General features: G+C 69.2%; 19 protein-coding genes, 1 other RNA gene and 2 pseudogenes. 13 read left to right on the top strand and 9 right to left on the bottom strand.

Annotated features, from left to right (window positions below):
- Positions 1-28 precede the first annotated feature (28 nt).
- From MTDSW087_RS23855 to MTDSW087_RS23840, 4 genes are read right to left on the bottom strand one after another with little or no spacing between them, the layout of a single operon-like run.
- Positions 29-1780: a SpoIIE family protein phosphatase gene (locus MTDSW087_RS23855; RefSeq protein ID WP_144767354.1), complete on the bottom strand. Its 1752-nt coding sequence runs from the start codon at positions 1778-1780 to the stop codon at positions 29-31.
- A 37-nt stretch (positions 1781-1817) separates the two neighbouring features.
- Complete coding sequence (locus MTDSW087_RS23850) at positions 1818-2633, bottom strand: GGDEF domain-containing protein (RefSeq protein WP_144767353.1); 816 nt, start codon at positions 2631-2633, stop codon at positions 1818-1820.
- Positions 2633-3022 carry a DUF1987 domain-containing protein gene (locus MTDSW087_RS23845; protein ID WP_144767352.1) on the bottom strand — a complete coding sequence of 130 codons (390 nt, stop codon included), beginning with the start codon at positions 3020-3022 and terminating at the stop codon, positions 2633-2635. The genes MTDSW087_RS23850 and MTDSW087_RS23845 overlap by 1 nt, the downstream gene beginning before the upstream one ends.
- A gap of 10 nt (positions 3023-3032) precedes the next feature.
- The gene (locus MTDSW087_RS23840; RefSeq protein ID WP_144767351.1) at positions 3033-3587 is read right to left on the bottom strand and encodes a SiaB family protein kinase; all 555 of its coding nucleotides are present in this window, start codon (positions 3585-3587) and stop codon (positions 3033-3035) included.
- Positions 3588-3925: 338 nt separating this feature from the next.
- Here MTDSW087_RS23840 and ispH point away from each other — a divergent pair, with 338 nt between their 5' ends.
- The 3 genes from ispH to rnhA all read left to right on the top strand — a co-directional run bounded on the left by ispH (position 3926) and on the right by rnhA (position 6472).
- A complete protein-coding gene (gene ispH, locus MTDSW087_RS23835; protein ID WP_144767350.1) occupies positions 3926-4936 on the top strand; it encodes a 4-hydroxy-3-methylbut-2-enyl diphosphate reductase in 1011 nt (336 codons plus the stop codon).
- Positions 4937-5052: 116 nt separating this feature from the next.
- Entirely contained in the window at positions 5053-6015 is a 963-nt protein-coding gene (locus MTDSW087_RS23830; protein ID WP_144767349.1) for a homoserine kinase, read from the top strand.
- Between the two features lies 1 nt (position 6016).
- Entirely contained in the window at positions 6017-6472 is a 456-nt protein-coding gene (gene rnhA, locus MTDSW087_RS23825) for a ribonuclease HI (protein ID WP_144767348.1), read from the top strand.
- 120 nt (positions 6473-6592) lie between these two features.
- On the opposite strand, the gene MTDSW087_RS23820 is transcribed toward rnhA, so the two are convergent.
- Together MTDSW087_RS23820 and MTDSW087_RS23815 are read right to left on the bottom strand one after the other, a co-directional pair.
- Positions 6593-7234, bottom strand: coding sequence for a DedA family protein (locus MTDSW087_RS23820; RefSeq protein WP_144767347.1), 642 nt, complete (start codon positions 7232-7234; stop codon positions 6593-6595).
- Between the two features lie 136 nt (positions 7235-7370).
- Positions 7371-7850, bottom strand: a complete 480-nt coding sequence (locus MTDSW087_RS23815) for a peroxiredoxin (RefSeq protein ID WP_144767370.1) — start codon at positions 7848-7850, stop codon at positions 7371-7373.
- A 217-nt stretch (positions 7851-8067) separates the two neighbouring features.
- Between MTDSW087_RS23815 and MTDSW087_RS23810 the strand changes: the two genes are divergently transcribed.
- Positions 8068-8670: a YqgE/AlgH family protein gene (locus MTDSW087_RS23810; RefSeq protein ID WP_186383975.1), complete on the top strand. Its 603-nt coding sequence runs from the start codon at positions 8068-8070 to the stop codon at positions 8668-8670.
- Between the two features lie 230 nt (positions 8671-8900).
- On the opposite strand, the gene MTDSW087_RS23805 is transcribed toward MTDSW087_RS23810, so the two are convergent.
- Positions 8901-9524 (bottom strand): SspB family protein, encoded by a 624-nt coding sequence (locus MTDSW087_RS23805; protein ID WP_144767346.1) that lies wholly within the window; start codon positions 9522-9524, stop codon positions 8901-8903.
- A gap of 91 nt (positions 9525-9615) precedes the next feature.
- Positions 9616-9998: a transfer-messenger RNA gene (gene ssrA, locus MTDSW087_RS23800) on the bottom strand.
- Here ssrA and MTDSW087_RS23795 point away from each other — a divergent pair.
- The 9 genes and pseudogenes from MTDSW087_RS23795 (at position 9990) to MTDSW087_RS23755 (ending at position 19702) form a co-directional block, all read left to right on the top strand.
- A complete protein-coding gene (locus MTDSW087_RS23795) occupies positions 9990-10820 on the top strand; it encodes a CPBP family intramembrane glutamic endopeptidase (RefSeq protein ID WP_373322067.1) in 831 nt (276 codons plus the stop codon). The genes ssrA and MTDSW087_RS23795 overlap by 9 nt on opposite strands.
- Positions 10821-10935: 115 nt before the next feature.
- A pseudogene (gene thyA, locus MTDSW087_RS23790) lies at positions 10936-11434 on the top strand (thymidylate synthase); the annotation flags it as partial.
- 346 nt (positions 11435-11780) lie between these two features.
- The gene (thyA, locus tag MTDSW087_RS23785) at positions 11781-12680 is read left to right on the top strand and encodes a thymidylate synthase (RefSeq protein ID WP_210248308.1); all 900 of its coding nucleotides are present in this window, start codon (positions 11781-11783) and stop codon (positions 12678-12680) included.
- Between the two features lie 380 nt (positions 12681-13060).
- Positions 13061-13353, top strand: a pseudogene (locus tag MTDSW087_RS31470) (IS701 family transposase); the annotation flags it as partial.
- A 182-nt stretch (positions 13354-13535) separates the two neighbouring features.
- On the top strand, positions 13536-14711 hold the full coding sequence (locus tag MTDSW087_RS23775; RefSeq protein ID WP_144767345.1) for an acyl-CoA dehydrogenase family protein: 1176 nt from the start codon (positions 13536-13538) through the stop codon (positions 14709-14711).
- An 8-nt stretch (positions 14712-14719) separates the two neighbouring features.
- Complete coding sequence (locus tag MTDSW087_RS23770) at positions 14720-16327, top strand: carboxyl transferase domain-containing protein (RefSeq protein WP_144767344.1); 1608 nt, start codon at positions 14720-14722, stop codon at positions 16325-16327.
- A gap of 11 nt (positions 16328-16338) precedes the next feature.
- A complete protein-coding gene (locus MTDSW087_RS23765; RefSeq protein WP_144767343.1) occupies positions 16339-18309 on the top strand; it encodes an ATP-binding protein in 1971 nt (656 codons plus the stop codon).
- A complete protein-coding gene (locus MTDSW087_RS23760) occupies positions 18306-18806 on the top strand; it encodes a MaoC family dehydratase (RefSeq protein WP_144767342.1) in 501 nt (166 codons plus the stop codon). The genes MTDSW087_RS23765 and MTDSW087_RS23760 overlap by 4 nt, the downstream gene beginning before the upstream one ends.
- Before the next feature lie 5 nt (positions 18807-18811).
- The gene (locus MTDSW087_RS23755) at positions 18812-19702 is read left to right on the top strand and encodes an HpcH/HpaI aldolase/citrate lyase family protein (protein WP_144767341.1); all 891 of its coding nucleotides are present in this window, start codon (positions 18812-18814) and stop codon (positions 19700-19702) included.
- Between the two features lie 57 nt (positions 19703-19759).
- On the opposite strand, the gene MTDSW087_RS23750 is transcribed toward MTDSW087_RS23755, so the two are convergent.
- Positions 19760-21013, bottom strand: a complete 1254-nt coding sequence (locus MTDSW087_RS23750; protein ID WP_144767340.1) for a dihydrolipoamide acetyltransferase family protein — start codon at positions 21011-21013, stop codon at positions 19760-19762.

The following is a 21013-nucleotide window of genomic DNA, read 5'->3' as shown; positions in this document are numbered from 1 at the left end:
GTTCGGCACGCCGGAGGACGGCCCGTCCTCAGCCCAGCCGGAAGGCGACGAGGGTCATGTCGTCCCGGCGCGGCTGGCCGCCGCGATAGGCGGCGAGGTCCCGCTCCAGCCCGGCGACCTGCTCGGCCAGGGGCTCTCCGGCGCGGGCGGCGAGGCGCTCGGTGACGCCGCGCTGGCCGAGGAGGCGGGGGCGCTGCCCGGGGGCGGGCTCGCCCATCTGGTCGGTGACGCCGTCGGTCATCAGGTAGAAGGTGGTGCCGGGCTCCACCGGCACGAAGCTGTCGGCCTCCGGCGGGGCCTCGCGGCCGGTGCGGGGATAGCCGAGGCCGCGCCGGCTGCCGCGGACGCGGGCCACGGCCCCGTCGCGGATCGCGGTGAGCGAGAGGCCGGCCCCGGCGAAGCGCAGGCTGCGGTGCCCGGGGTCCCAGACGCAGATGCCGCAATCGAGTCCGTCGTCGGATTCCGCGCCGCGTCCGTCCTGGCGCAGCTGCGTGCGCACCATCGCGTCGAGCCCGGCGAGGATGGCGGCCGGCGAGCGCAGACCCCGCTCGTGCAGCAGCCGGTCGAGCGCGGTGGCGACGATGAGCGTGAGGAAGGCGCCCGGCACGCCGTGGCCGGTGCAATCGGCCACCACGATCACGGACAGGCCGTCGATCTCCTCCAGCCAGTAATAGTCGCCGCCGACGAGATGGAGCGGCTCCCAGAGCACCGCGAGGTCGACCCCCGCGGGCGTGAGCGCCGCCGGGTCCGGCAGGACGGAGGCCTGGATGCGGCGGGCATAGCCGATGCTCTCGATCACCTGGCGGTTGGCGGTCTCCAGCTCGGCATGCGCCCGCTCCAGGGCCTGGAGGAGCTGCTTGGCCTCGTCGCCCGAGCGCAGGCCCTCGACCATGCTGTTGAAGGCCTGCGAGATCGCGTCGATCTCGTTGCTCGGGCGGTAGGCGCCGCCGAGATCGACCGTGGTCCAGTGCTTGTGCTCGACCTTGCGCATGGCGACGAGCAGGCGCTGGACCGGCGCCACCACGTGGCGGCGCAGGTTGAGGTGCAGGGTCGCCACGAAGGCCAGCATCAGGACGACGCTGGTGCCGAGCGCGAGCAGCGCCTGGCTGCCGGCATTGTCGCGCAGCTCCTCCGCCGAGAGCACGAGCGCGAGCGTGCCGGGGCTGCCGGCGGATTCGAGGGCCGCGCTCACCTGCACGAGGTCCCAGGGCTTTCCGCGCGGCGTCTCGCCGGCCGTGCCGACGATCCGGCCCTGGCCGTCCTTCAGCGCCGCGTAGCGGAAGGCGGGGTCGCGCGCGAGCGCCTGGAGCTGCGGCCCGAAGGTCCCGGCCGCCCGCTCCCAGCCCGGCCGGTCGATGGCCGAGGCGGTCAGCGCGGCGAGAAGGTTCGCCCGCTCGGTGTAGAGGCGGAGCTGGTCGGCATAGTTCACCCAGGCGATGCCGGCCTGGGTGAGCAGGACGACGATGGCGATGACCGGGTAGATCCGCAGGAACAGGGTGCGGGTCAGGCTGTCGAGGTCGCGCCCCCGGGCCGCGCCGCGCAGCGCCCCGGGCTTCATGATCCGGTCCGTCTCCGCGGCCTCGGCGAAGGGGGCTGCGGCGCGCAGGTCCTCCCGGCGCATCGGCCCGGCGCCGCGCAGCGATCCGCCGCGCCGGGGGGCGGCCGGCTCGGCGACCTCCTCGAAGCCGAGGCCGGCCACGAGGGGCTCGCTCCCCGGGCCGGCTCCCGTCGGAGCGTCGTCCTGCCGGATCGCCACAAGCGTGGTCTCGGCTCCGCTCATCACGTCGCTCCTGCCTTGGTTCCGGCTTCCGGCCGCGTCAGGCGCCATCCGTCTCCGGGCTCGACACGCGGTTGCGGCCGACCGTCTTGGCCTCGTAGAGCGCCGCGTCCGCGCGCCGGAGCGCCACGGCCAGGGGCTCCCCCGCCCGGGAGGCGGCGAGCCCGATGCTGACCGAGATCGACAGGCTGCCCCTCTCCAGGGGAACCGGGGCCTCGGCCACAGCCCGGCGCAGGGTCTCGGCGAGGGCGCGGCCCGCCGCCGCATCGGTCTCCGGCAGGAAGGCGGCGAATTCCTCGCCGCCCATGCGGCCGAAGGCGTCGCACGGGCGCAGGCTGGCGCGGCAGACGGCGGCGAAGACGACGAGGGCGGCGTCTCCCGCCGCGTGGCCATGGCCGTCGTTGACGTGCTTGAAATGGTCGAGGTCGAGCATCAGCAGGCAGGCCGGCCCGCGGGCCCAGATCCGCTCGCCGATCTCCAGCAGGCGCCGCCGGGTCAGCGAGCCGGTGAGGTGGTCGGTATCGGCGAGGCGGCGCAGCTCCGCCTCCAGGCGGGTGCGGTGCTCGATCTCGCCGGAGAGCGCCTCGTTGAGCGTCTGCAGCTCGCGCTGCTGCTCGGCCATGCGCTGGTTCACCCGCTGCAATTCAAACTGCATGCGGTCGCTCATGCGCACCAGCCGGCGCTGCTCGCGCGTGCCGCGGCGATAGGCGCCGGCCAGCTCCTGCACGCCCTCCGCGACCTCCGAGAGACGCGCCAGCATCACGTCGGTGCGCCCGATGATCGCCTCCTCGGCGTCGAACAGGCTGAAACTGTCCTCGGCGGCGCGCTTGATGCCCGTGGCGGTGCGATGCGGCATCAGGCGTGCCCCTCCGCCACCAGCTCGAAGCGGGCGTGGTCGAAATCGGCCGCGAAGTCCTCGCCCGCCTCCGCGATGGTCTCGTCGCCCTCCGCGTAGAGCCAGCGGATGGTGACGGGGCGCCCCTCGGCGGCCGCGTCCTCCAGGGGCATGAACAGGTTCATCAGCGCCTTGGCGCTCGACGAGTTGAAATAGGCGAGGCCCACCTCGAAGGTGATCGCCTCCGGCTCGGAGGCGCCGAGATGGCCGCGCAGCGCCTGCAGCAGCGGCCCGAAGAAGGCGGCGGCGTCCTCGGGGTAGGATTCGCCGCGCAGGCACAGGCGCCCGCTCGCGAAATCGAAATCCACCAGCGGGGAGCGCTCGGTGGCGGCAATCTGGATGCGGCTCATCGGGCGGCTCTCAGATATAGGCCTTGAGGCAGAACAGGCTGCGCTCGGCGGCGATCTCCTTGAAATCGTACTCGACCGGCGCGCTGGAGCGCCGCGCGATCTCGATCAGGCCGATGCTCCCGCCGAGGCTGCCCTCGTCCGGCGGCTGGCGCAGCTTCTCCCGGTAGTGCCGCTTCAGCTCCTCGCTCGACAGGCCGGCGAGGTGGTCGAGGCGCTCGCGCAGGCGGGGCACCTCGTCACGGCCGACCTCGTTGCCGCAGACCACGAAGAAGCGCCCGCCCTCGGTGCCCACCACGATCATGCCGCTGCTGAGGCGGGCGCTGTCGGGCTTGCCCTCCGGCACGATGCGGTCGGCGGAGTAGCGGATCACGTTCTGGGCCTGCTCGACGAAGATCGAGAACACGCGCTTGGCCACGCCCGCGTCGGTCTCGTCCTTCTGCATGCGCATCTTCAGGACCTCGCCCAGCGAGTAGAGCACGCTCTCGGAGAGGTCGCCGCCGAAGGAGAGGATCACGCCGTTCCGCCGGGACGCCTCGCGGAATGCCATGAAGTCGTGCGCGAGCAAGGACGCCTCCCGTGGACCCGGCCCGGGCAGGTATCCCGGGCACCGCCGAACGGATGAGTCGGTCTTTAAGTCCGGGCCCTCAACAGAGTCTTACCGGGCGCTGCGCGAGCCCGAGAAATCTCGATCCATGAAGGGGTTACCGCATCCGTGAATCGCCCAAGCGGCAGGCAGGATGCACAGTTTGGAGGCGATTCCGGCTGCGCATCCCGGCCTCGAGCGCCGTCTCGCGCGAGAGCAAGCCAAACGCGCGCAAGTGTGTTATGCGAAAGCACCGCACAGTCGGTTTCGACCACGCGCCCTGTTGACAGGGCGGGCCCGCCCTCGCCACATCCGCCCCCATGAGCGCCGACATCACGAATCCCGTCGTCTCCGACGCCGCCCCGGCTGCCGATCGGAAACCCCCGCTCGAGATCCTGCTCGCGGCACCCCGCGGCTTCTGCGCCGGCGTGGTGCGCGCCATCGACGTGGTCGAGCGGGCGTTGGCGATCTACGGACCCCCGGTCTACGTCCGCCACGAGATCGTCCACAACAAGTACGTGGTCGAGAGCCTGAAGCGGAAGGGCGCCGTGTTCGTGCGCGAGCTCGACGAGGTGCCCGACAGCGGCGCGCCCGTCATCTTCTCCGCCCACGGCGTCGCCAAGACGGTGCCGGCCAACGCCGTCGAGCGCGGGCTCACCACCATCGACGCCACCTGCCCGCTGGTGACCAAGGTCCACCGCGAGGCCGAGATCCACCACAAGCGCGGGCGCCACGTCCTGCTCGTCGGCCATTCGGGGCATCCCGAGGTGGTCGGCACGATGGGCCAGCTCCCCAAGGGCTCGATCACGCTGGTCGAGGACCTCGACCAGATCGCCGCCCTCGAGCCCGAGAACCCGAACAACCTCGCCTGGGTGACGCAGACCACGCTGTCGGTGGACGATACCCGCCACATCGTGGAGGCGCTCAAGCGGAAGTTCCCGAACATCACCGGGCCGCACAAGGACGACATCTGCTACGCCACCACCAATCGCCAGGAGTCGGTGAAGCAGATCGCGCCGCTGGTCGACGCGCTGATCGTGGTGGGCTCCTCGAACTCCTCGAACTCGCAGCGCCTGCGCGAGGTCGCCGAGCGCGTCGGCTGCCCGATCACCCGCCTGGTGCTGCGCGCCGAGGAGATCGACTGGCCGGCCTTCGCGGGCGTGCGCAAGCTCGGCCTCACCGCCGGCGCCTCCGCGCCCGAGGTGCTGGTCGAGGAGATCATCGACGCCTTCGCGGCCCGCTACGACGTCACGGTCGACACCGTCTCGACGGTGGTCGAGGACATGGTCTTCCCGCTGCCGCGGGAGCTGCGCAACGAGGCCGCCGAGTAGGGGCGGTTCCGGCCCGAAGGCTTCCGGCCGGGCCTGGAAATCGCTAGACCGTGTTTCCCGAAGGGGCGCCCGACCGGCGCCCCTTGACGCATCAGCTTCAGATCCGAGCGCGACACGTGGCCGTCTACACCGAGGTTCCCGATTCGGCCCTGAGCGCCTTCCTCGACGCCTACGATCTCGGCACGCTGCTCTCCTACAAGGGCATCGCCGAGGGGGTCGAGAACACCAACTTCTTCCTGCACACGGCGGCGGGCAACTTCATCCTCACCCTCTACGAGAAGCGGGTGAACGAGGCGGACCTGCCCTTCTTCCTCAACCTGATGGAGCATCTGGCCCGGCGCGGCCTCGCCTGCCCGCAGCCGGTGCGGAACCGGCAGGGCGAGGCCCTCGGCCGCCTGTGCGACCGGCCGGCGGTGATCGTGAGCTTCCTGGAGGGCGTCTCGGTGAAGGTGCCGGGCGTCGACCATTGCCGGGCGCTGGGCGGCGCGCTCGCCGCGCTGCACGCGGCGGGCCGCGACTTCGGCATAACCCGCGAGAACAGCCTCTCGGTCTCCGCCTGGCGCCCGCTCTTCGCGCAGGCCGAGCACCAGGCCGATTCGGTCTCGCCGGGCCTGGCCGAGCGCACCCGCGCCGACCTCGACCTGCTCGAATCCGCCTGGCCGACCGGGCTGCCGGGGGGCGTGATCCACGCCGACCTCTTCACCGACAACGTGTTCTTCATCGGCGATGCGCTGTCGGGCCTGATCGACTTCTACTTCGCCTGCACCGACGCCTTCGCCTACGACCTCGCGATCTGCCTCAACGCCTGGTGCTTCTCGCCCGACGGCAGCTTCCACCGCGACAGGGCGGCGGCCATGATCGCCGGCTACGAGGCGGTGCGCCCGCTGGAGGCGGCCGAGGTCGAGGCCCTGCCGATCCTCGCCCGCGGGGCGGCGCTCCGCTTCATGCTCACCCGCCTCGTCGACTGGCTGAACGTGCCGCCCGGCGCCCTGGTGCAGCCGAAGGACCCGCGCGAGTACGACCGCCGGCTCGCCTTCCACCGCCAGGCCCGCGACGCCCGCGATTACGGGCGCGCCTGAGATGGCGGCGGCGCCCGTGAGCGTCCGCATCTACACGGACGGCGCCTGCTCGGGGAATCCGGGCCCGGGCGGCTGGGGCGCCATCCTGCTCTACGGCGACACGGAGCGGGAGCTCTCCGGCGGCGAGGGCTTCACCACCAACAACCGGATGGAGCTGCTCGCGGCGATCGAGGCGCTGGAAGCGCTGAAGCGGCCCTGCCGCGTCGACCTGTTCACGGATTCCCAGTACCTGCGCCAGGGCGTCACCGCCTGGATCCATAACTGGAAGGCCCGCGGCTGGCTCACCGCGGACAGGAAGCCCGTGAAGAACGAGGACCTGTGGCGGCGCATCGATGCCGCGCGCCAGCGCCACGACGTGACCTGGCACTGGGTGAAGGGCCATGCCAGCGACCCGCTCAACAACCGGGTCGACGCCCTCGCGGTCGCCGCGATGGCCCCCTTCCGCAAGCGCCGCTAATCCGGGATCCTAAAGGGATCATCCCTTTGGCGGGGTGCCGGGGCAGAGCCCTGGCCTGAAAGCCCCAGGGCTCTGCCCTGGCACCCCGCGAGAGGGATGGATCCCTCTCGACACCCGGACTCAGCCCAGGGGGCCGGGGATTGCGGCCTCGGCCTGGGCGAGGAGCCGCGCCTCGTGGCGGCGCACGAACAGCCAGAGGGCGAGGCCGCCGAAGATCACGACGGCGAGCAGCGCGAGGCCGACGGGCCCGGCGATCTTCTCGATGGAGCGGCCGCAAAAATACGAGCCGAGCCCCATGCTGCCGGCCCAGGCGAGGCCGCCGAGTCCGTTGAACAGCAGGAAGCGGCGCGCATCGAGACGGTTCACGCCGGCGAGGAGCGCCGCGTAGGCGCGCAGCATCGCGGTGAAGCGGCCGAAGAAGACGATCTTGCCGCCGTGCTCGCGGAACAGGTACTGGCCGAGCTTCAGCCGGCCGTGGTCGAGGGCGATCAGGTGGCCGTGGCGCAGGAGCAGCGGCATGCCCCAGCGGCGCCCGGCCCAGTAGCCGAGATTGTCGCCGAGGATCGCGGCCGAGGCCGCCGCGGCGATGATCAGCCCGATGTTCAGCTCGCCCGTGCTGCCGGCATAGACGGCCGAGGAGATCAGCGCCGTCTCGCCGGGCATCGGCACGCCGGCGCTCTCCAGGGTGATGATCAGGAAGATCGCGAGGTAGCCGTAATGGGCGATCAGGTCCGCGATCGGCAGGTCGTGGAGAAAGGACAAGCGGTCGATCCTTGGCCGTGAAGGTTCGACCGCACGTCGCATCGCGAACGTGGCCGGAGAAGGGCGACCCGGTGGCGGCCGGGTGCCCGAGACGGGTCCGGCCCGTGCCGGGGCGCGCCCTCGCCGGCGAAGGCGCTTAGATCACCTTCAGAAGGGCCTCGGCGCCCGACGCTTCCGCCTTCGAGGGCGATTCCTCGACGTTGAGCACGCGCACCACGCCGTCCTCGACGAGCATGGAATAGCGCTTCGAGCGGGTGCCGAGGCCGAAGCCCGTCCCGTCCATGTCGAGGCCGATCGCCTTGGCGAAGTCGGCATTGCCGTCGGCCAGGAACTCGATGCCCTCGGCGCCGCTCGCCTTGGCCCAGGCGTCCAGCACGAAGACGTCGTTGACCGCGGTCACCGCGATCGCGTCGATGCCGCGGGCCAGGATCTGCTCGCGGTTGGCGACGAAGCCCGGCAGGTGGTTGCGGTGGCAGCTCGGGGTGAAGGCGCCGGGCACGCCGATCAGCACCACGCGCCGGCCCTTGAACACGTCGTCCGTGGTCCTGGCCTGGGGGCCGTCGGGGCCGTTCACGCGGAACGTCGCCTGGGGCAGGTGGTCGCCGACCTGAATCATCGCCGTCTCCGTCGTCACGCGACGCCGTTCGCGGCGCCGCCGGCCTGGAAGTCGTCTTACGGAACCGCCACGCTTGTGCGGCCCGCCGTTCAACTAGGGCCTGCCGCCGGGGCTGTCGAGCGGGGCCCCTGTCACCCCGTCGCGACCCGACGGCGCCCGTCACCGTCCGCGCGCTTTGTCCGCTGGACAAAGGCCGGACGCGGCGTAGCATGGCGCCATGCAGATGCCTCCGTCCGGCGACCCCTCCTATCTCGACGGCCAGTTCCTCGTGGCGATGCCGGGGATGGCGGACGAACGTTTTGCCCGCTCCGTGATCTATGTCTGTGCCCATTCGGCGGATGGGGCGATGGGCATCATCGTCAACAAGCCGGTCACCGACCTCTCGATGCCCGACCTGCTGCTGCAGCTGGACGTGGCGCAGGAGGCCGACGCCATCCGCCTGCGCGAGCGCGTCGGGCACATGCCGGTGCTGATGGGCGGGCCCGTGGAGGGGCGGCGCGGCTTCGTGCTGCACACCGACGACTTCCACATCGACCAGTCGACGCTGATCATCGACGACGGCATCTGCCTTACCGCCACGGTCGAGATCCTGCGCGCCATCGCGAGCGGGGAGGGGCCGGCGAGCGCGGTGCTGGCCCTGGGCTATGCCGGCTGGCAGGCGGGCCAACTCGAGAGCGAGATCATGGCCAATGGCTGGCTGAACTGCCCGGCTGACCCGGCGCTGATCTTCCACGCCGACCTCGACGCCAAGTACGAGCGCGCGCTGCGGGGCATCGGCATCGACCCCGCCATGCTCTCGGGGAGCGTCGGGCGGGCCTGACATCGCCTGTGCTTGGTCATGTCCGATTGACGCTGATCCTCTCTCCCCGCGTGCGGGGAGAGGGCTTCATGCCCCCTTGCCGGGGCATGAAGCGAGGCGGCGATTCCGAAGGAGCCTCTTCCTGAGGCACCCCCTCACCTCCGCTTCGGCTTCGCCTGCGCTTCCCGCAGGCACGGCAGGGTGCCTGCGGGCCTCTCCCCGCCCGGCGGGGAGAGGGGGTGTGTCCGGTTTCAGCTCTTCTTGCGGAACGCGTCGAGGCTGACCACCTCGGCGCCGGTCTCCTCGCCCTCGCCGTCCTTGCGGGGCGCGCGGGCGGCCTTGTCCTCGGCCTTCGCAGCCTGCGTGGCCGGGGCGGGCAGCACCTTCGGCGTGCCGCCGGGCGAGAGGGCGGCGAGGCCGGTGCCCTTCGGCTTGATCTCGCTCGGCTCGGAGGCGGCGCCGCGCGGCCCGGCCTTGAGGCCGGGCTGGTCCTCGCCGGTGACCTCGGCCTCGGCGCCCTCGCTGAGATCGAACTTCAGGCCGAACTGCACGGAGGGGTCGAAGAAGCCGCTGAGCGCGTCGAAGGGCACGAGCAGCCGTTCGGGCACGCCCGAGAAGGACAGGCCGACCTCGAAGGCGTGCTCGGTGACGCCGAGATCCCAGAATTGATGCTGGAGGACGATGGTCATGTCCTGCGGGTACTTCTCGCGAAGCGCCTGCGACATGCGCACGCCCGGGGCCTCGGTGCGGAACGAGACGTAGAAATGGTGCTCGCCCACCAGCCCGTCCCGGGCCGCGTCGGTCAGCACCTTGCGCACGACGCCTCGGAGCGCTTCCTGCACGAGGAGGTCGTAGCGGATCAGGTCGTCTGCCATCTGCGGTCGTTCTGTCCGGTCTGTCCGACGTCACCTGCCCGATAGACCTGACCGCGGAAACGTCACGGACGGGGTCCTTGGGGGAAATTCGAGTGGAGGCTTCTGTTGCCAGGTGCCTCCGAACCCCGCCTATGCGGTGCTACCCGCTAGGACTTTAGGTCGGTATTGGGGACCGCTTACGCGGCCACCGCCACCGGAGCAAAGTTGTCGTTGGCAACTATTGCAATGGCCCGATAACGGCGGAACCATGCCGAGCGAAAGCTCAACCTTTACGCCCTCGTCGATCCTATTTCGCCCCCGCCGAAGCCCAGTCTGCACGTCACGCGCCTTGCGGCAGCATGTCCTGGGCTCGGGTGGAGGCGCCGGGTACCGCCCCCGGGTCCGATAGGTTTATTCCGAAGAACGTTTATCGCCATAGCCGGCCTTGCGACCGGCAAGGGGAATATAGTGGGGATCGCCCCGGTTTTGAAGCCCGATCCTGAGGCTACCGCACCGGAGCCCGAGGCTGTTGCCGGAAGCGCGCAGCCCCCGCGCCGGACCGGGCCCCGCCGGGCGGGTGCGGTGGCGCTCCACCTCGCGGGCCTCGCCGCCCTCGTCCTGCTCTATCTCGGTGCGGCGAGCCTGATGGCGCTGGCGGCGGTGCGGGTGGGCGCCGACCTCCTGGCCGGGATCGACCCCTTCCTGCCGCCGTCCCGCCGGCCCTTCGTCGGGGCGGTGGCGCTGGCCCGGCGGGAACTCGCCGTCGACATCCTGCGCCAGGTCTTCCTCGCGGGCCTCCTGCTCGCCACGGCGGCGTGGTGGGGCGGGACTGGCTGGCGCAGCCGCCTCGCCCTCGACCGCGCCGAGCCCAACGGGATGCGGGCGCGTGATCTCCTCCTCGTCCTCCTGCTCTGGCCGGTCGTGCACATCGCCTGGGTCAGCCTCACCGCGGACCTGTTCGGCGCGAGCTTCGGCCAGGGCACCCGGCTCTCGCCGCTGCTCACGCCGGGCGCGGTCGCGGCCTGGCTCGCCTACGTGGTGGTGCTGGCGCCCGCCGCCGAGGAGCTGCTGATGCGCGGCGAGGTGTTTTGCCGCGCCCGCGCCGTGCTCGGCCCCCTCGCCACGATCCTGGTCACGGCCTTGCTCTTCTGCGCCGTCCACGTCACGGGCTGGGGCCTCGCCCGGCCGGTCTCGCTGCTGCCCCTGGCCCTCGCCCTCGGCACCCTGCGCTGGCGCACCGGCCGCCTCTGGCCCTGCATCGCCCTGCACGGCTGGAGCAATCTCGCGCTGATCGCCTACGTGCTCTGGCCGCGGTGAGGCGCTCATCGCTGAGGCGCTCATCCAGACCTGTCCACACCCAGGCCCCGTGCGTTCGGGGGCAGCCTGCTTATGATCACGCCGCGAGAGAGGGACCGTGCACGCCTAACACGACCTGCTGCGCTGCATCCTCGACGAGGGCACGCCGAAGGACTGCACCGGCACCCTCTCGGTGTTCGGCCACCAGATGGGGTTCGATCTGGCCGAAGGCTTCCCCCCTCGTCACCCCCCTAGCGCCTGCACCTGCGCGCGATCATCCACGAGCTGCTCTGGTTCCTCGCCGGCGACACCAACATGCGGGCGCGGCGCGAGAATGGCATCACCATCCGGGACGAGTGGGCCGACGCGAACGGCGATCTCGGCGCCGTCCACGGCAAGCAGTGGCGCTCCTGGGAGAAGCCCTCGGCGGCACCGTCGACCCGATCGCCTGGGTCGTGGACGAGATCCGCCGCAACCCGGATTCCCGCAGCCTCATCGTCTCGGCCTGGAACCCGGCCGATCTCGACCGGATGGCGCTCGCGCCGTGCCACTGCCTGTTCCCGTTCTCCGTGGCGGAGGGGCGGCTCTCCTGCCAGCTCTATCAGCGCTCGGCCGACGCCTTCCTCGGCATGCCGTAATTTTTCGGCACAGCACTCGGCTTCGCGCCAGGATCTCCGACCAGCTGAGCTATTTGCAGAGCCACACGTCCCATAGCGCTATGATGGATGATCGAGCGAATTTCGGTGCACTCTCCGCTTGGCATCCCCGTGAGCCGCACGTCCCAAGGCCTCCAGCGGAAGCGATGGTGGTGCGACATCGTGACGCTTAACGGGGCGGAAAACTCTTTGCTTCATGAGGGAGAAAGAGGCTGTAGCGAGCTGCCGCAACCTAGGCCGACCGGGGTATGTCTTGGCACGATCGTCGAGAAAACCGCCAGACTCGCCTCGATAGCTGCGGCAACTCGTTTCGGAGAAGCGCGCGATGATCCGCCTAGGTGAGTACCAGTACCTTGAGCTTCTTGACTATGTTCTCACACACGGTGACGAGCGAGTCGATCGGACCGGGGTTGGGACCCGCTCGATCTTCGGATCCATGCTTCGTTTCGATCTATCAGACGGAAACGTACCAGTATTAACCACAAAACGAGTATACTGGAAAACAGCCGTCAAGGAAATGCTCTGGTTCCTTACAGGCGAAACCAATATCCAGACATTGCTTCGCTCGAACGTCACAATATGGACTGATTGGCCGCTTGCTAGATATCGCAACGCAACGGGCGAGCAAGTAACGCAGAAGGACTTCGAGCAGAGAATAATAAACGACGATGCTTTCGCTCAGCAATGGGGCGATCTCGGCCCGGTCTATGGCAAACAATGGCGACGGTGGGCTGGACCGGATGGAAAGCAGTACGACCAAATCGCCGGGTTGATCGAAACACTGAAGCTCAATCCAACCAGCCGTCGGATGTTGTTCCACGGCTGGAACGTAGCTGATATTGGTGACATGGCGCTACCGCCATGTCATATGGTTTATCAATATCATGTAACTTCCCAGAACCGACTCAACTGCTTGCTGTATCAACGATCCGCTGACTTATTGCTGGGAGCTCCGTTCAATTTTGTAGGAGCGTCCGCGCTCCAGCTGATGATCGCACAGCAGACAGGCCTCAGCCCAGGAGAGCTCGTATGGGTAGGGGGAGATGTGCATCTATATCGCAACCATTTCGACCAAGCTCGGCAACAGCTAGAACGCGAGCCGCAGCATCCGCCACAGATGAAGCTTGTGCGCCATCCTGGTAGCATAGATGAGTACCATATAGACGATTTTGTTCTTGAGAACTACGCGTCACATCCTGCCATCAGGGCAGAAGTAGCGGTCTGATGTCATATGCCGCGTCGTACAGCCTCCGAAAGCGACCTAAGAAACCTGCTTGAGCGAGATCGGGTGAACCCATGCATCATCGCTGAAAGAGGGAGGAAGGTCAGACGGACTCGCTACGCAAAGCTTCTAGGATTTCACAAATCAGCGCTCAATCGATTCAAGGATGTATTTTTTGAATACGAACAAGCGCTTGAGATGGTGTCTGCACCTCCTCGGCATCGTCCAGCAGGCCGACTGTGGCTTTCAACATCCATAGAATCGGGTACTCTCATAGTCTGCAACGGTAAGATCGCAGGGCTAGGTTAGAAGAACATCTCGGCTGTAATGTTGAGATATTTGTAAGGCTATACGTGTAGCATCGAGATTTGTTTCGAGAGACGGCGCGCTGGGTGTGCGAGCAGGCCCACCCGCAGCTCAAGGAGGAACGTGGCCTCGACCACTTCGAGGGCCGCTCCTGGACCGGCCTCCACTGGCACGCGCTGATGGCGTGCATCGCCTGCGCTTGGCCGGGCTCGACCGGACGGGTCGGGGAAAAGGTGGCCGGCCTACCGGGGCCCTCGCCGTCTCCGAGCCTGCCAGCCGTGCGTCAGGCCATCATCGGCCGGCTGTTCGCGACGCTTATCCCGCCCGTGCGATGTCCGCACTGTCGGTGCCGCTTCCGGCTGCCATCTGACCTCAAAGTGCCCAGGTAGTGATAGGTTAAGAGGCCTCGGGATCTGGCCGACGAAGCAAGGCTCGGAGCTGCCGGGCAGGGACGACACGCCGGCCCTTCCGTGCACGATTTGTCTGCGCCCGGTGGCTGCAGCGGCAAAAGCAGAGCTATAATGCATAAGGCGCCGCTTGAGGACGATTGCGATGTTCCCGAACGTCGTGCGCGAATTCGATTTCGGCCTCGGCGAAGCTGCCGATGCCGTTCGGAGCAGTGCGCGGGCATTCGCGAGCAGCCGGATAGCGCCCCGTGCGGACCAGATCGATCGTAGCAACGCCTTCCCAAGGGACCTATGGCCCGAAATGGGCGCACTCGGTCTCCATGGAATGACCGTGGAGGAAGAGTTCGGAGGGCTTGGTCTCGGCTATCTCGAGCATTGTGTCGCGATGGAGGAAGTCTCGCGTGCCTCTGGCGCGGTCGGTCTTTCGTATGGTGCACACGCGAACCTGTGCATCAACCAGATTCGCCGCAACGGCACCCCCGCACAGAAGCACCGATACCTGCCGCCGCTGATCTCCGGAGATCACGTCGGGGCGCTCGCCATGTCCGAGCACGAGGCCGGATCGGATGTCGTGAGCATGCGCATGCGGGCCGAGAAGCACGGCGATCGATTCAGGCTCAACGGCTCCAAGATGTGGATCACGAACGGACCCGTCGCAGACGTCGTCGTCGTCTACGCGAAGACCGATCCGCAGGCCGGCCCGCGCGGGATAACGGCGTTCCTGGTCGAAAAGGGCTTTCCCGGCTTCTCGACGGGACCGAAGCTCGACAAGCTCGGCATGCGGGGATCGGACACCTGCGAGCTGATCTTCGCGGATTGCTGGGTTCCTGAGGAGAACGTCCTCGGCGCGGTGGGCGGCGGCGTCGGCGTCCTGATGTCGGGCCTGGATTACGAGCGCGTCGTCCTGGCGGCCGGCCCGCTCGGCATCCTGCAGGCCTGCCTCGACGTGGTGACACCCTATGTGCGCGAGCGACAGCAGTTCGGCCAGTCGATCGGCGCATTCCAGCTCGTCCAGGCCAAGCTCGCCGATCTCTACGTGACGGGCAATGCCGCGCGCGCCTACGTCTATGCGGTGGCTCGGGCGTGCGACGCCGGAAAGACCACCCGCGAGGATGCCGCAGGCGCGATCCTGTTCGCGGCAGAGCAGGCCACGCGTGGCGCGCTCGACGCCATCCAGCTCCTGGGCGGTAACGGCTACACCAACGACTACCCGTCCGGTCGCCTTCTGCGCGACGCCAAGCTCTACGAGATCGGAGCGGGCACGAGCGAGATCCGGCGCATGCTGATCGGACGCGAGGTGTTCGCCCGGGCCTCGGGCTGAGGCGGCCCATGGCGGTCCTGCGCACGAGCGCCGATCTCTTCTCCGAGGCAGCCACCGAGAACCGTGCGGCCTGGGCCGCGCTGCGCGACACGCTGAGGGCTCGACGCGCGGCTGCGGCCGCGGGCGGCTCCGAGAAGGCCCGCGCCCGGCACCTTGAGCGGGGTAAATTGCTGCCGCGCGATCGGGTGGTCCAGCTGCTCGATCCGGGCTCGCCCTTCCTGGAGATCGGGGCTCTCGCCGCCTACGACCTCTATGGTGGCGACATCCACGCGGCCGGGATGATTGCCGGGATCGGTCGGGTCCGCGGCCGCGAGGTCATGGTCGTCTGCAACGACGCAACCATCAAGGGCGGCACCTATTTCCCGTTGACGGTCAAGAAGCACCTGCGGGCGCAGGAGATCGCGGGCGAGAACCGCCTGCCCTGCCTCTATCTCGTCGATTCGGGCGGAGCGAACCTGCCCCAGCAGGCCGAGGTCTTTCCTGACCGCGACCACTTCGGCCGCATCTTCTACAACCAAGCCCGGCTCTCGGCGGCCGGCATTCCCCAGATCAGCTGCGTGATGGGCTCGTGCACGGCCGGGGGCGCCTACGTGCCGGCCATGTCGGACGAGAGCGTGATCGTGCGCGGCCAGGGCACGATTTTCCTCGGCGGCCCTCCGCTCGTGAAGGCGGCGACCGGCGAGATCGTGACGGCCGAAGACCTCGGCGGCGCGGAGATCCATACCCGGCATTCCGGGGTCGCCGACCACGAGGCCGCCGACGACGCGCACGCGCTCGCCATCCTGCGCCGCATCGTCGGCACCCTGAACACGCGCAAGCAGCCGGACCTCGACATCCTGGCGCCCGTCGAGCCTCGCCTCGATCCAGGCGATCTCGACGCGATCGTGCCGGTCGACCTGCGCAAGCAGTACGATGCGCGGGAGTTGATCGCCCGGATCGTCGACGGGTCGGAATTCGACGAGTTCAAGCGGCTCTACGGCACCACGCTCGTCTGCGGCTTCGCGCGCCTCTGGGGCATGCCGGTGGGGATCCTGGCCAATAACGGAATCCTCTACTCGGAGAGCGCGCTGAAGGGTGCGCATTTCATCGAGCTGTGCTGCCAGCGGCGCATTCCCTTGATCTTCCTGCAGAACATCGTCGGCTTCATGGTTGGGCGAGAGGCCGAGGCCGGCGGGATCGCGCGCAACGGCGCGAAGCTCGTCACGGCGGTGGCGAATGCCGCGGTTCCGAAGCTGACGCTCCTCGTCGGCGGGTCCTACGGCGCCGGCAATTACGGCATGTGCGGACGCGCCTACGCGCCCCGCTTCCTCTTCTCCTGGCCGAACGCACGCATCTCGGTGATGGGGGCGGAGCAGGCAGCGAGCGTGCTCGCCACGGTGCGGCGGGACAATATCGAGGCCTCCGGCGACACGTGGGATGCTGCGGACGAGGAGGCGTTCAGGCAGCCGATCCGCGCGGCGTTCGAGGGGGAAGGCTCACCCTACTACGCGACGGCCCGGCTCTGGGACGACGGCCTCATCCTGCCCGAGGAGACCCGGCGGGTGCTTGGGCTGGCCTTGTCGGCCTGCCTCAACGCACCGATCGGCGAGACGCGCTTCGGCGTGTTCCGGATGTAGGAGGCCCATCGATGATCCGGCGCCTCGATTCCGTCCTCGTCGCCAATCGCGGCGAGATCGCCTGCCGGATCATGCGCACGGCGCGGCGCCTCGGGATGCGCACGGTCGCGGTTTATTCGGAGGCCGACCGCACCGCGCTGCACGTGGCGCTCGCCGACGAGGCCTACCCGATCGGGCCGGCGCCGGCCGCCGAGTCCTACTTGCGGATCGACCGCATCGTCGAGGCCGCAGCGCGGGCCGGGGTCGATTGCCTCCATCCGGGATACGGCTTCCTGTCCGAGCATCCGGGCCTCGCCGAGGCTTGCGCGCAGGCCGGAATCGTCTTCGTCGGGCCGCCCGCTGCCGCGATTCAGGCCATGGGCCTCAAGCACCGCGCCAAGGCGCTCGTGGCGGCAGCCGGCGTGCCCGTCATCCCTGGCTATCAGGGCGAGGACCAAGGGAGCGATCACCTGCGCGCCGCGGCTGAAACCGTCGGCTATCCGCTGCTGATCAAGGCGGTGGCCGGCGGGGGCGGGAAGGGGATCCGGCGCGTCGATGCGCCGGCGGCGTTCACGGAAGCACTCGAAAGCGCACGGCGCGAGGCCGCGAGCGCCTTCGGCAACCCGCAGGTCCTGATCGAGCGGTACGTGCCGAACCCGCGCCATATCGAGGTTCAGGTCTTCTGCGACGCGCAAGGCGGGGCGGTCCACCTGTTCGAGCGCGACTGTTCCCTGCAGCGCCGCCACCAGAAGGTCCTCGAGGAGGCGCCGGCACCGGGTATGAATCCGACGGTGCGCGCCGCAATGGGCCGGGCTGCGATCGAGGTGGCCCGGGCGTGCAGCTATGTCGGCGCCGGGACGGTCGAGTTCATCGCCGCCGGGGATCGGGCGCTCGCGCCCGAGAATTTCTGGTTCATGGAGATGAACACCCGTCTCCAGGTGGAGCATCCGATCACCGAGGCGATCACCGGCCTCGACCTCGTCGCGTGGCAGTTCCTGGTCGCGGCCGGACAGCCGCTTCCCATGAGCCAGGACGACCTGCGGATCGACGGGCACGCGATCGAGGCGCGGCTCTATGCCGAGGATCCGGCGGCGGGCTTCCTGCCATCCACAGGCCGCCTCTACGCGCTGCGGTTGCCCCAGGACGTGCGCGTCGATACGGGCGTGCGGGCCGGCGACGTCGTCGGTCCCTGCTACGATCCCATGATCGCCAAGCTCGTCGCGCACGGGCCGACCCGCGCCGAGGCGGTGACGCGCCTGCGTCGGGCGCTCGACGCGACATTCGTGGCCGGGCCGCGGACGAACCTCGCCTTCCTGCGACGCCTGACCGCCTCCGAGACCTTCCGGGCCGGCCGCTACGACACCGATGCGATCGAGCGCGAGCGCGACACTCTCGTGAGCGAGCCGGACATCGATCCGGCCTGCATCGGTCTCGGGGTGCTGGCGATGCTCGGGCTCGACCAGGCACAACCGGCGGGCGGCACGGCCTCACCCTGGGATGTCGCCGACGGCTTTCAGCTCGGCGCGCCGCGGCGGCAATCCTGGCCGCTCCGGATCGACGGCCGGCACGACGCGGTCACACTGATCTGGCCTGAGGCCGGCACGAGCAGCCCGCCACGGGTCCTGTACCGGGGGAAGGCCTGTCCGACCCGGGCGGCCGACCGGACGATCGAGATCGTGCCTGCCGGGGGCGGCATCCTCGTCCTTCACGAGGGGCGTCAGGTCAGCCTCGAAGCGCCGGATCCGGCCGAGAGCGCGTCCGCGCATGCGGACCATGCGGGCGATATCACCGCACCGATGCACGGCCGGATCGTTGACGTCTTCGTCGCCCCCGGCGACCGTGTCACGCGCGGCCAGCGCCTCGGCATCATCGAGGCGATGAAGATGGAGCACACGCTCACCGCCCCCGTCGCCGGCTCGGTCGTCGCGGTGGCGGCCGAGCCCGGCCTGCAGGTAGCCGAGGGCGCCAGCCTCTTCACCCTGACGCGAGAGGAAGCCGGATGAGCCCGACCGTCTCCCACACGTCCCATCCGCGAGGCGGCCTCTACTACGAGGATTTCGAGATCGGCGTGGTCGTCTCCCACCGCCTCACCCGCACGGTGACGCAGATGGACAACGTCCTGTTCTCGAGCCTGACCCTCAATCCCCAGCCTCTCCACATCGACGCGCATTTCTGCGCGACCGAAACCGAGTGGGGCCGGCCGCTGATGAACTCGCTGTTCACGCTCGGGCTGATGATCGGCATCTCGGTCAACGACCTGACGCTCGGCACGACGATCGGCAATCTCGGCATGAGCGAGGTGCGCTTCCCGGCCCCGCTCTTCGAGGGCGACACCGTCCACGCGACGACCGAGGTGGCGGCCAAGCGCCTCTCGCGCTCCCGCCCCGATGCGGGGATCGTCGACTTCATCCACCGAGCCTACCGGCAGGACGAGGTTCTGGTCGCCGAGTGCCGCAGGCAGGCCTTCATGTGTCGCCGGCCCGCGGCGAGCGGGGCATGACGGCGATGCGCTCGCTCCTGTTCGTTCCCGGCGATGCGCCGCACAAGCTTGAGAAGGCGCTGAGCTCGGGCGCCGACGCCCTCATCGTCGACCTCGAGGATTCGGTCGCCGTGAGCGGGAAGTCGGCAGCGCGACGTCATGCCGTCGCCTTTCTGGAGCAGGCCGGGAGGGAGGCCGAGCGCCCACGCCTTCTCGTGCGCGTGAACGCGTTCGGGACGGGCCTGGCGGACGACGACCTTGCGGCGGTGATCCCGACCCGCCCACACGGCGTCGTTCTGCCCAAGGCCGTTCTCGGCGCGGACATACAGGCTCTCGACGCGCGGCTCCGCCGGCTCGAGGCTGCCAATGGTATCGCTGCCGGCACGACCCGGATCCTGCCCATTGCGACCGAGACGGCCCGCGCCGTCCTGGCTCTCACGAGCCTGTCCGAGGGGCATCCGCGCCTCTGCGGGATCACCTGGGGTGCGGAAGACCTCTCCGCGGATCTCGGCGCCGAGACGAACCGCGACGGGTCCGGGGCCTGGACCAGTCCTTATCGCCTCGCGCGTGACTTGACCCTTCTGGCGGCGGCCGCGGCAGGGGCCGACGCGATCGATACGGTCCATCTCGCCTACGGAGATCTCGCAGCGCTCGAACGGGAATGCCGAGAGGCGCGCCGGGACGGGTTCACGGGGAAGTTGGCCATCCACCCGGCTCAAGTCCCGATCATCAATGCCGCCTTCCGCCCCTCGGAGGCGGCGTTGACGGAGGCGCGGGCCGTGGTTGCGGCCTTTGCGGGCTCGCCCGGGGCAGGGGTGATCGGGCAGGCCGGCGCGATGCTCGATCATCCCCATCTGCGCCGGGCCGAGCGGCTGCTGGAGCGCTTCGACCGAGGGTCAGCGCAGCGCAAGTCGTGAGGACGGGATGGCGCGGGAGATGGACGGCCTTCGTGGCGTCCGCTCCGGTGTGGCGCCTCAAGCGTCCACGAAGAGCAGAGCCGGACTTTCCAGAAGCGTCTTGATGCGCTGGATGAACACAGCCGCATCCCAGCCGTCGATGACGCGATGGTCGAAGCTCGACGACAGGTTCATCATCTTGCGCGGGATGAACGCCGCCCCGCTCCAGACCGGACGCACCGCGATCCTGTTGACGCCGATGACGGCGACTTCGGGGTGGTTGATGATCGGCGTCGAGGCGATGCCGCCGAGGGCACCGAGCGAGGTGACGGTGATCGTCGAGCCGGCCAGTTCCTCACGCGTGGCTGCGCCCGCCCTGGCCGCCTCCGAGATGCGGCTCAATTCGGCGGCGCAATTCCAGAGATCCCGCGTCTCCGCATGCCGGATCACGGGAACGACGAGGCCCGAGGGCGTCTGCGTTGCGATGCCGATATGCACGCCGCCGTGCCGGTGGAGGATGCCGGCTTCGTCGTCATAGAGCGCGTTCAGATTCGGCTGGTCCGCGATGGCCTTCACCATGGCCAGCATCAGGAGCGGGAGCAGCGTCAGCTTCGGTCGGTCTGCACGCCTGTTCGCGTTCAGATTGGTCCTGAGTTCCTCGAGCGCCGTGACGTCGACTTCCTCCACATAGGTGATGTGTGGAATGCGTGAGGCGGCGAGCGCCATCTTCTCCGCGATCTTGCGGCGGATACCGGTGACCTTGACGGGCTCGACCGATGTGTTCCGAGAGATGTCCGCTGTTCCGGTCTCTCGCGCGTCACGGACGAGATAGGCGTCGAGATCCTCGTGGACCACGCGGCCGGAGGGACCCGAGCCGGGCACCCGCCCGAGATCGATCCCGGCCTTCCGGGCCCGCAGTCTCACGGCGGGCGAGGCCAGTGCCGTCTCGTCTGCGCGACGCGGGGCGCCCGCGTCGTCGCCCTGCACCATGGCGGCCTGATCCGCGTCCCGTGCCGCGCGCGGTTCCGCATGCGCGGCGGGCTGTGCGTCCGCGTTCCGATCTCCGTCGAGACGGCCGGCACCGCCCTCAGGCTCGACCGCGAGGCGGATCAGCGGTGCGCCGACGGCGACGACGTCGCCGATCTCGGCCCCGAGCCACACGACCTGTCCCGTCACCGGCGAGGGTATCTCCGCTGTCGCCTTGTCGGTGGTGACGGCGGCCAGCACGGCGTCCTCACGGACGCGATCACCCACTTTCACGAACCACTCGGCCAGCTCGGCCTGGGCAATCCCCTCGCCGACATCGGGCATCGTGATCAGGTGATCGCCCAT

Origin of the sequence: Methylobacterium dankookense (assembly GCF_902141855.1) — a bacterium.
GTDB classification, from domain to species: domain Bacteria; phylum Pseudomonadota; class Alphaproteobacteria; order Rhizobiales; family Beijerinckiaceae; genus Methylobacterium; species Methylobacterium dankookense.
Note: the sequence above shows the minus strand (reverse complement) of the source record. Positions and strands in the feature narration are given on the sequence as shown.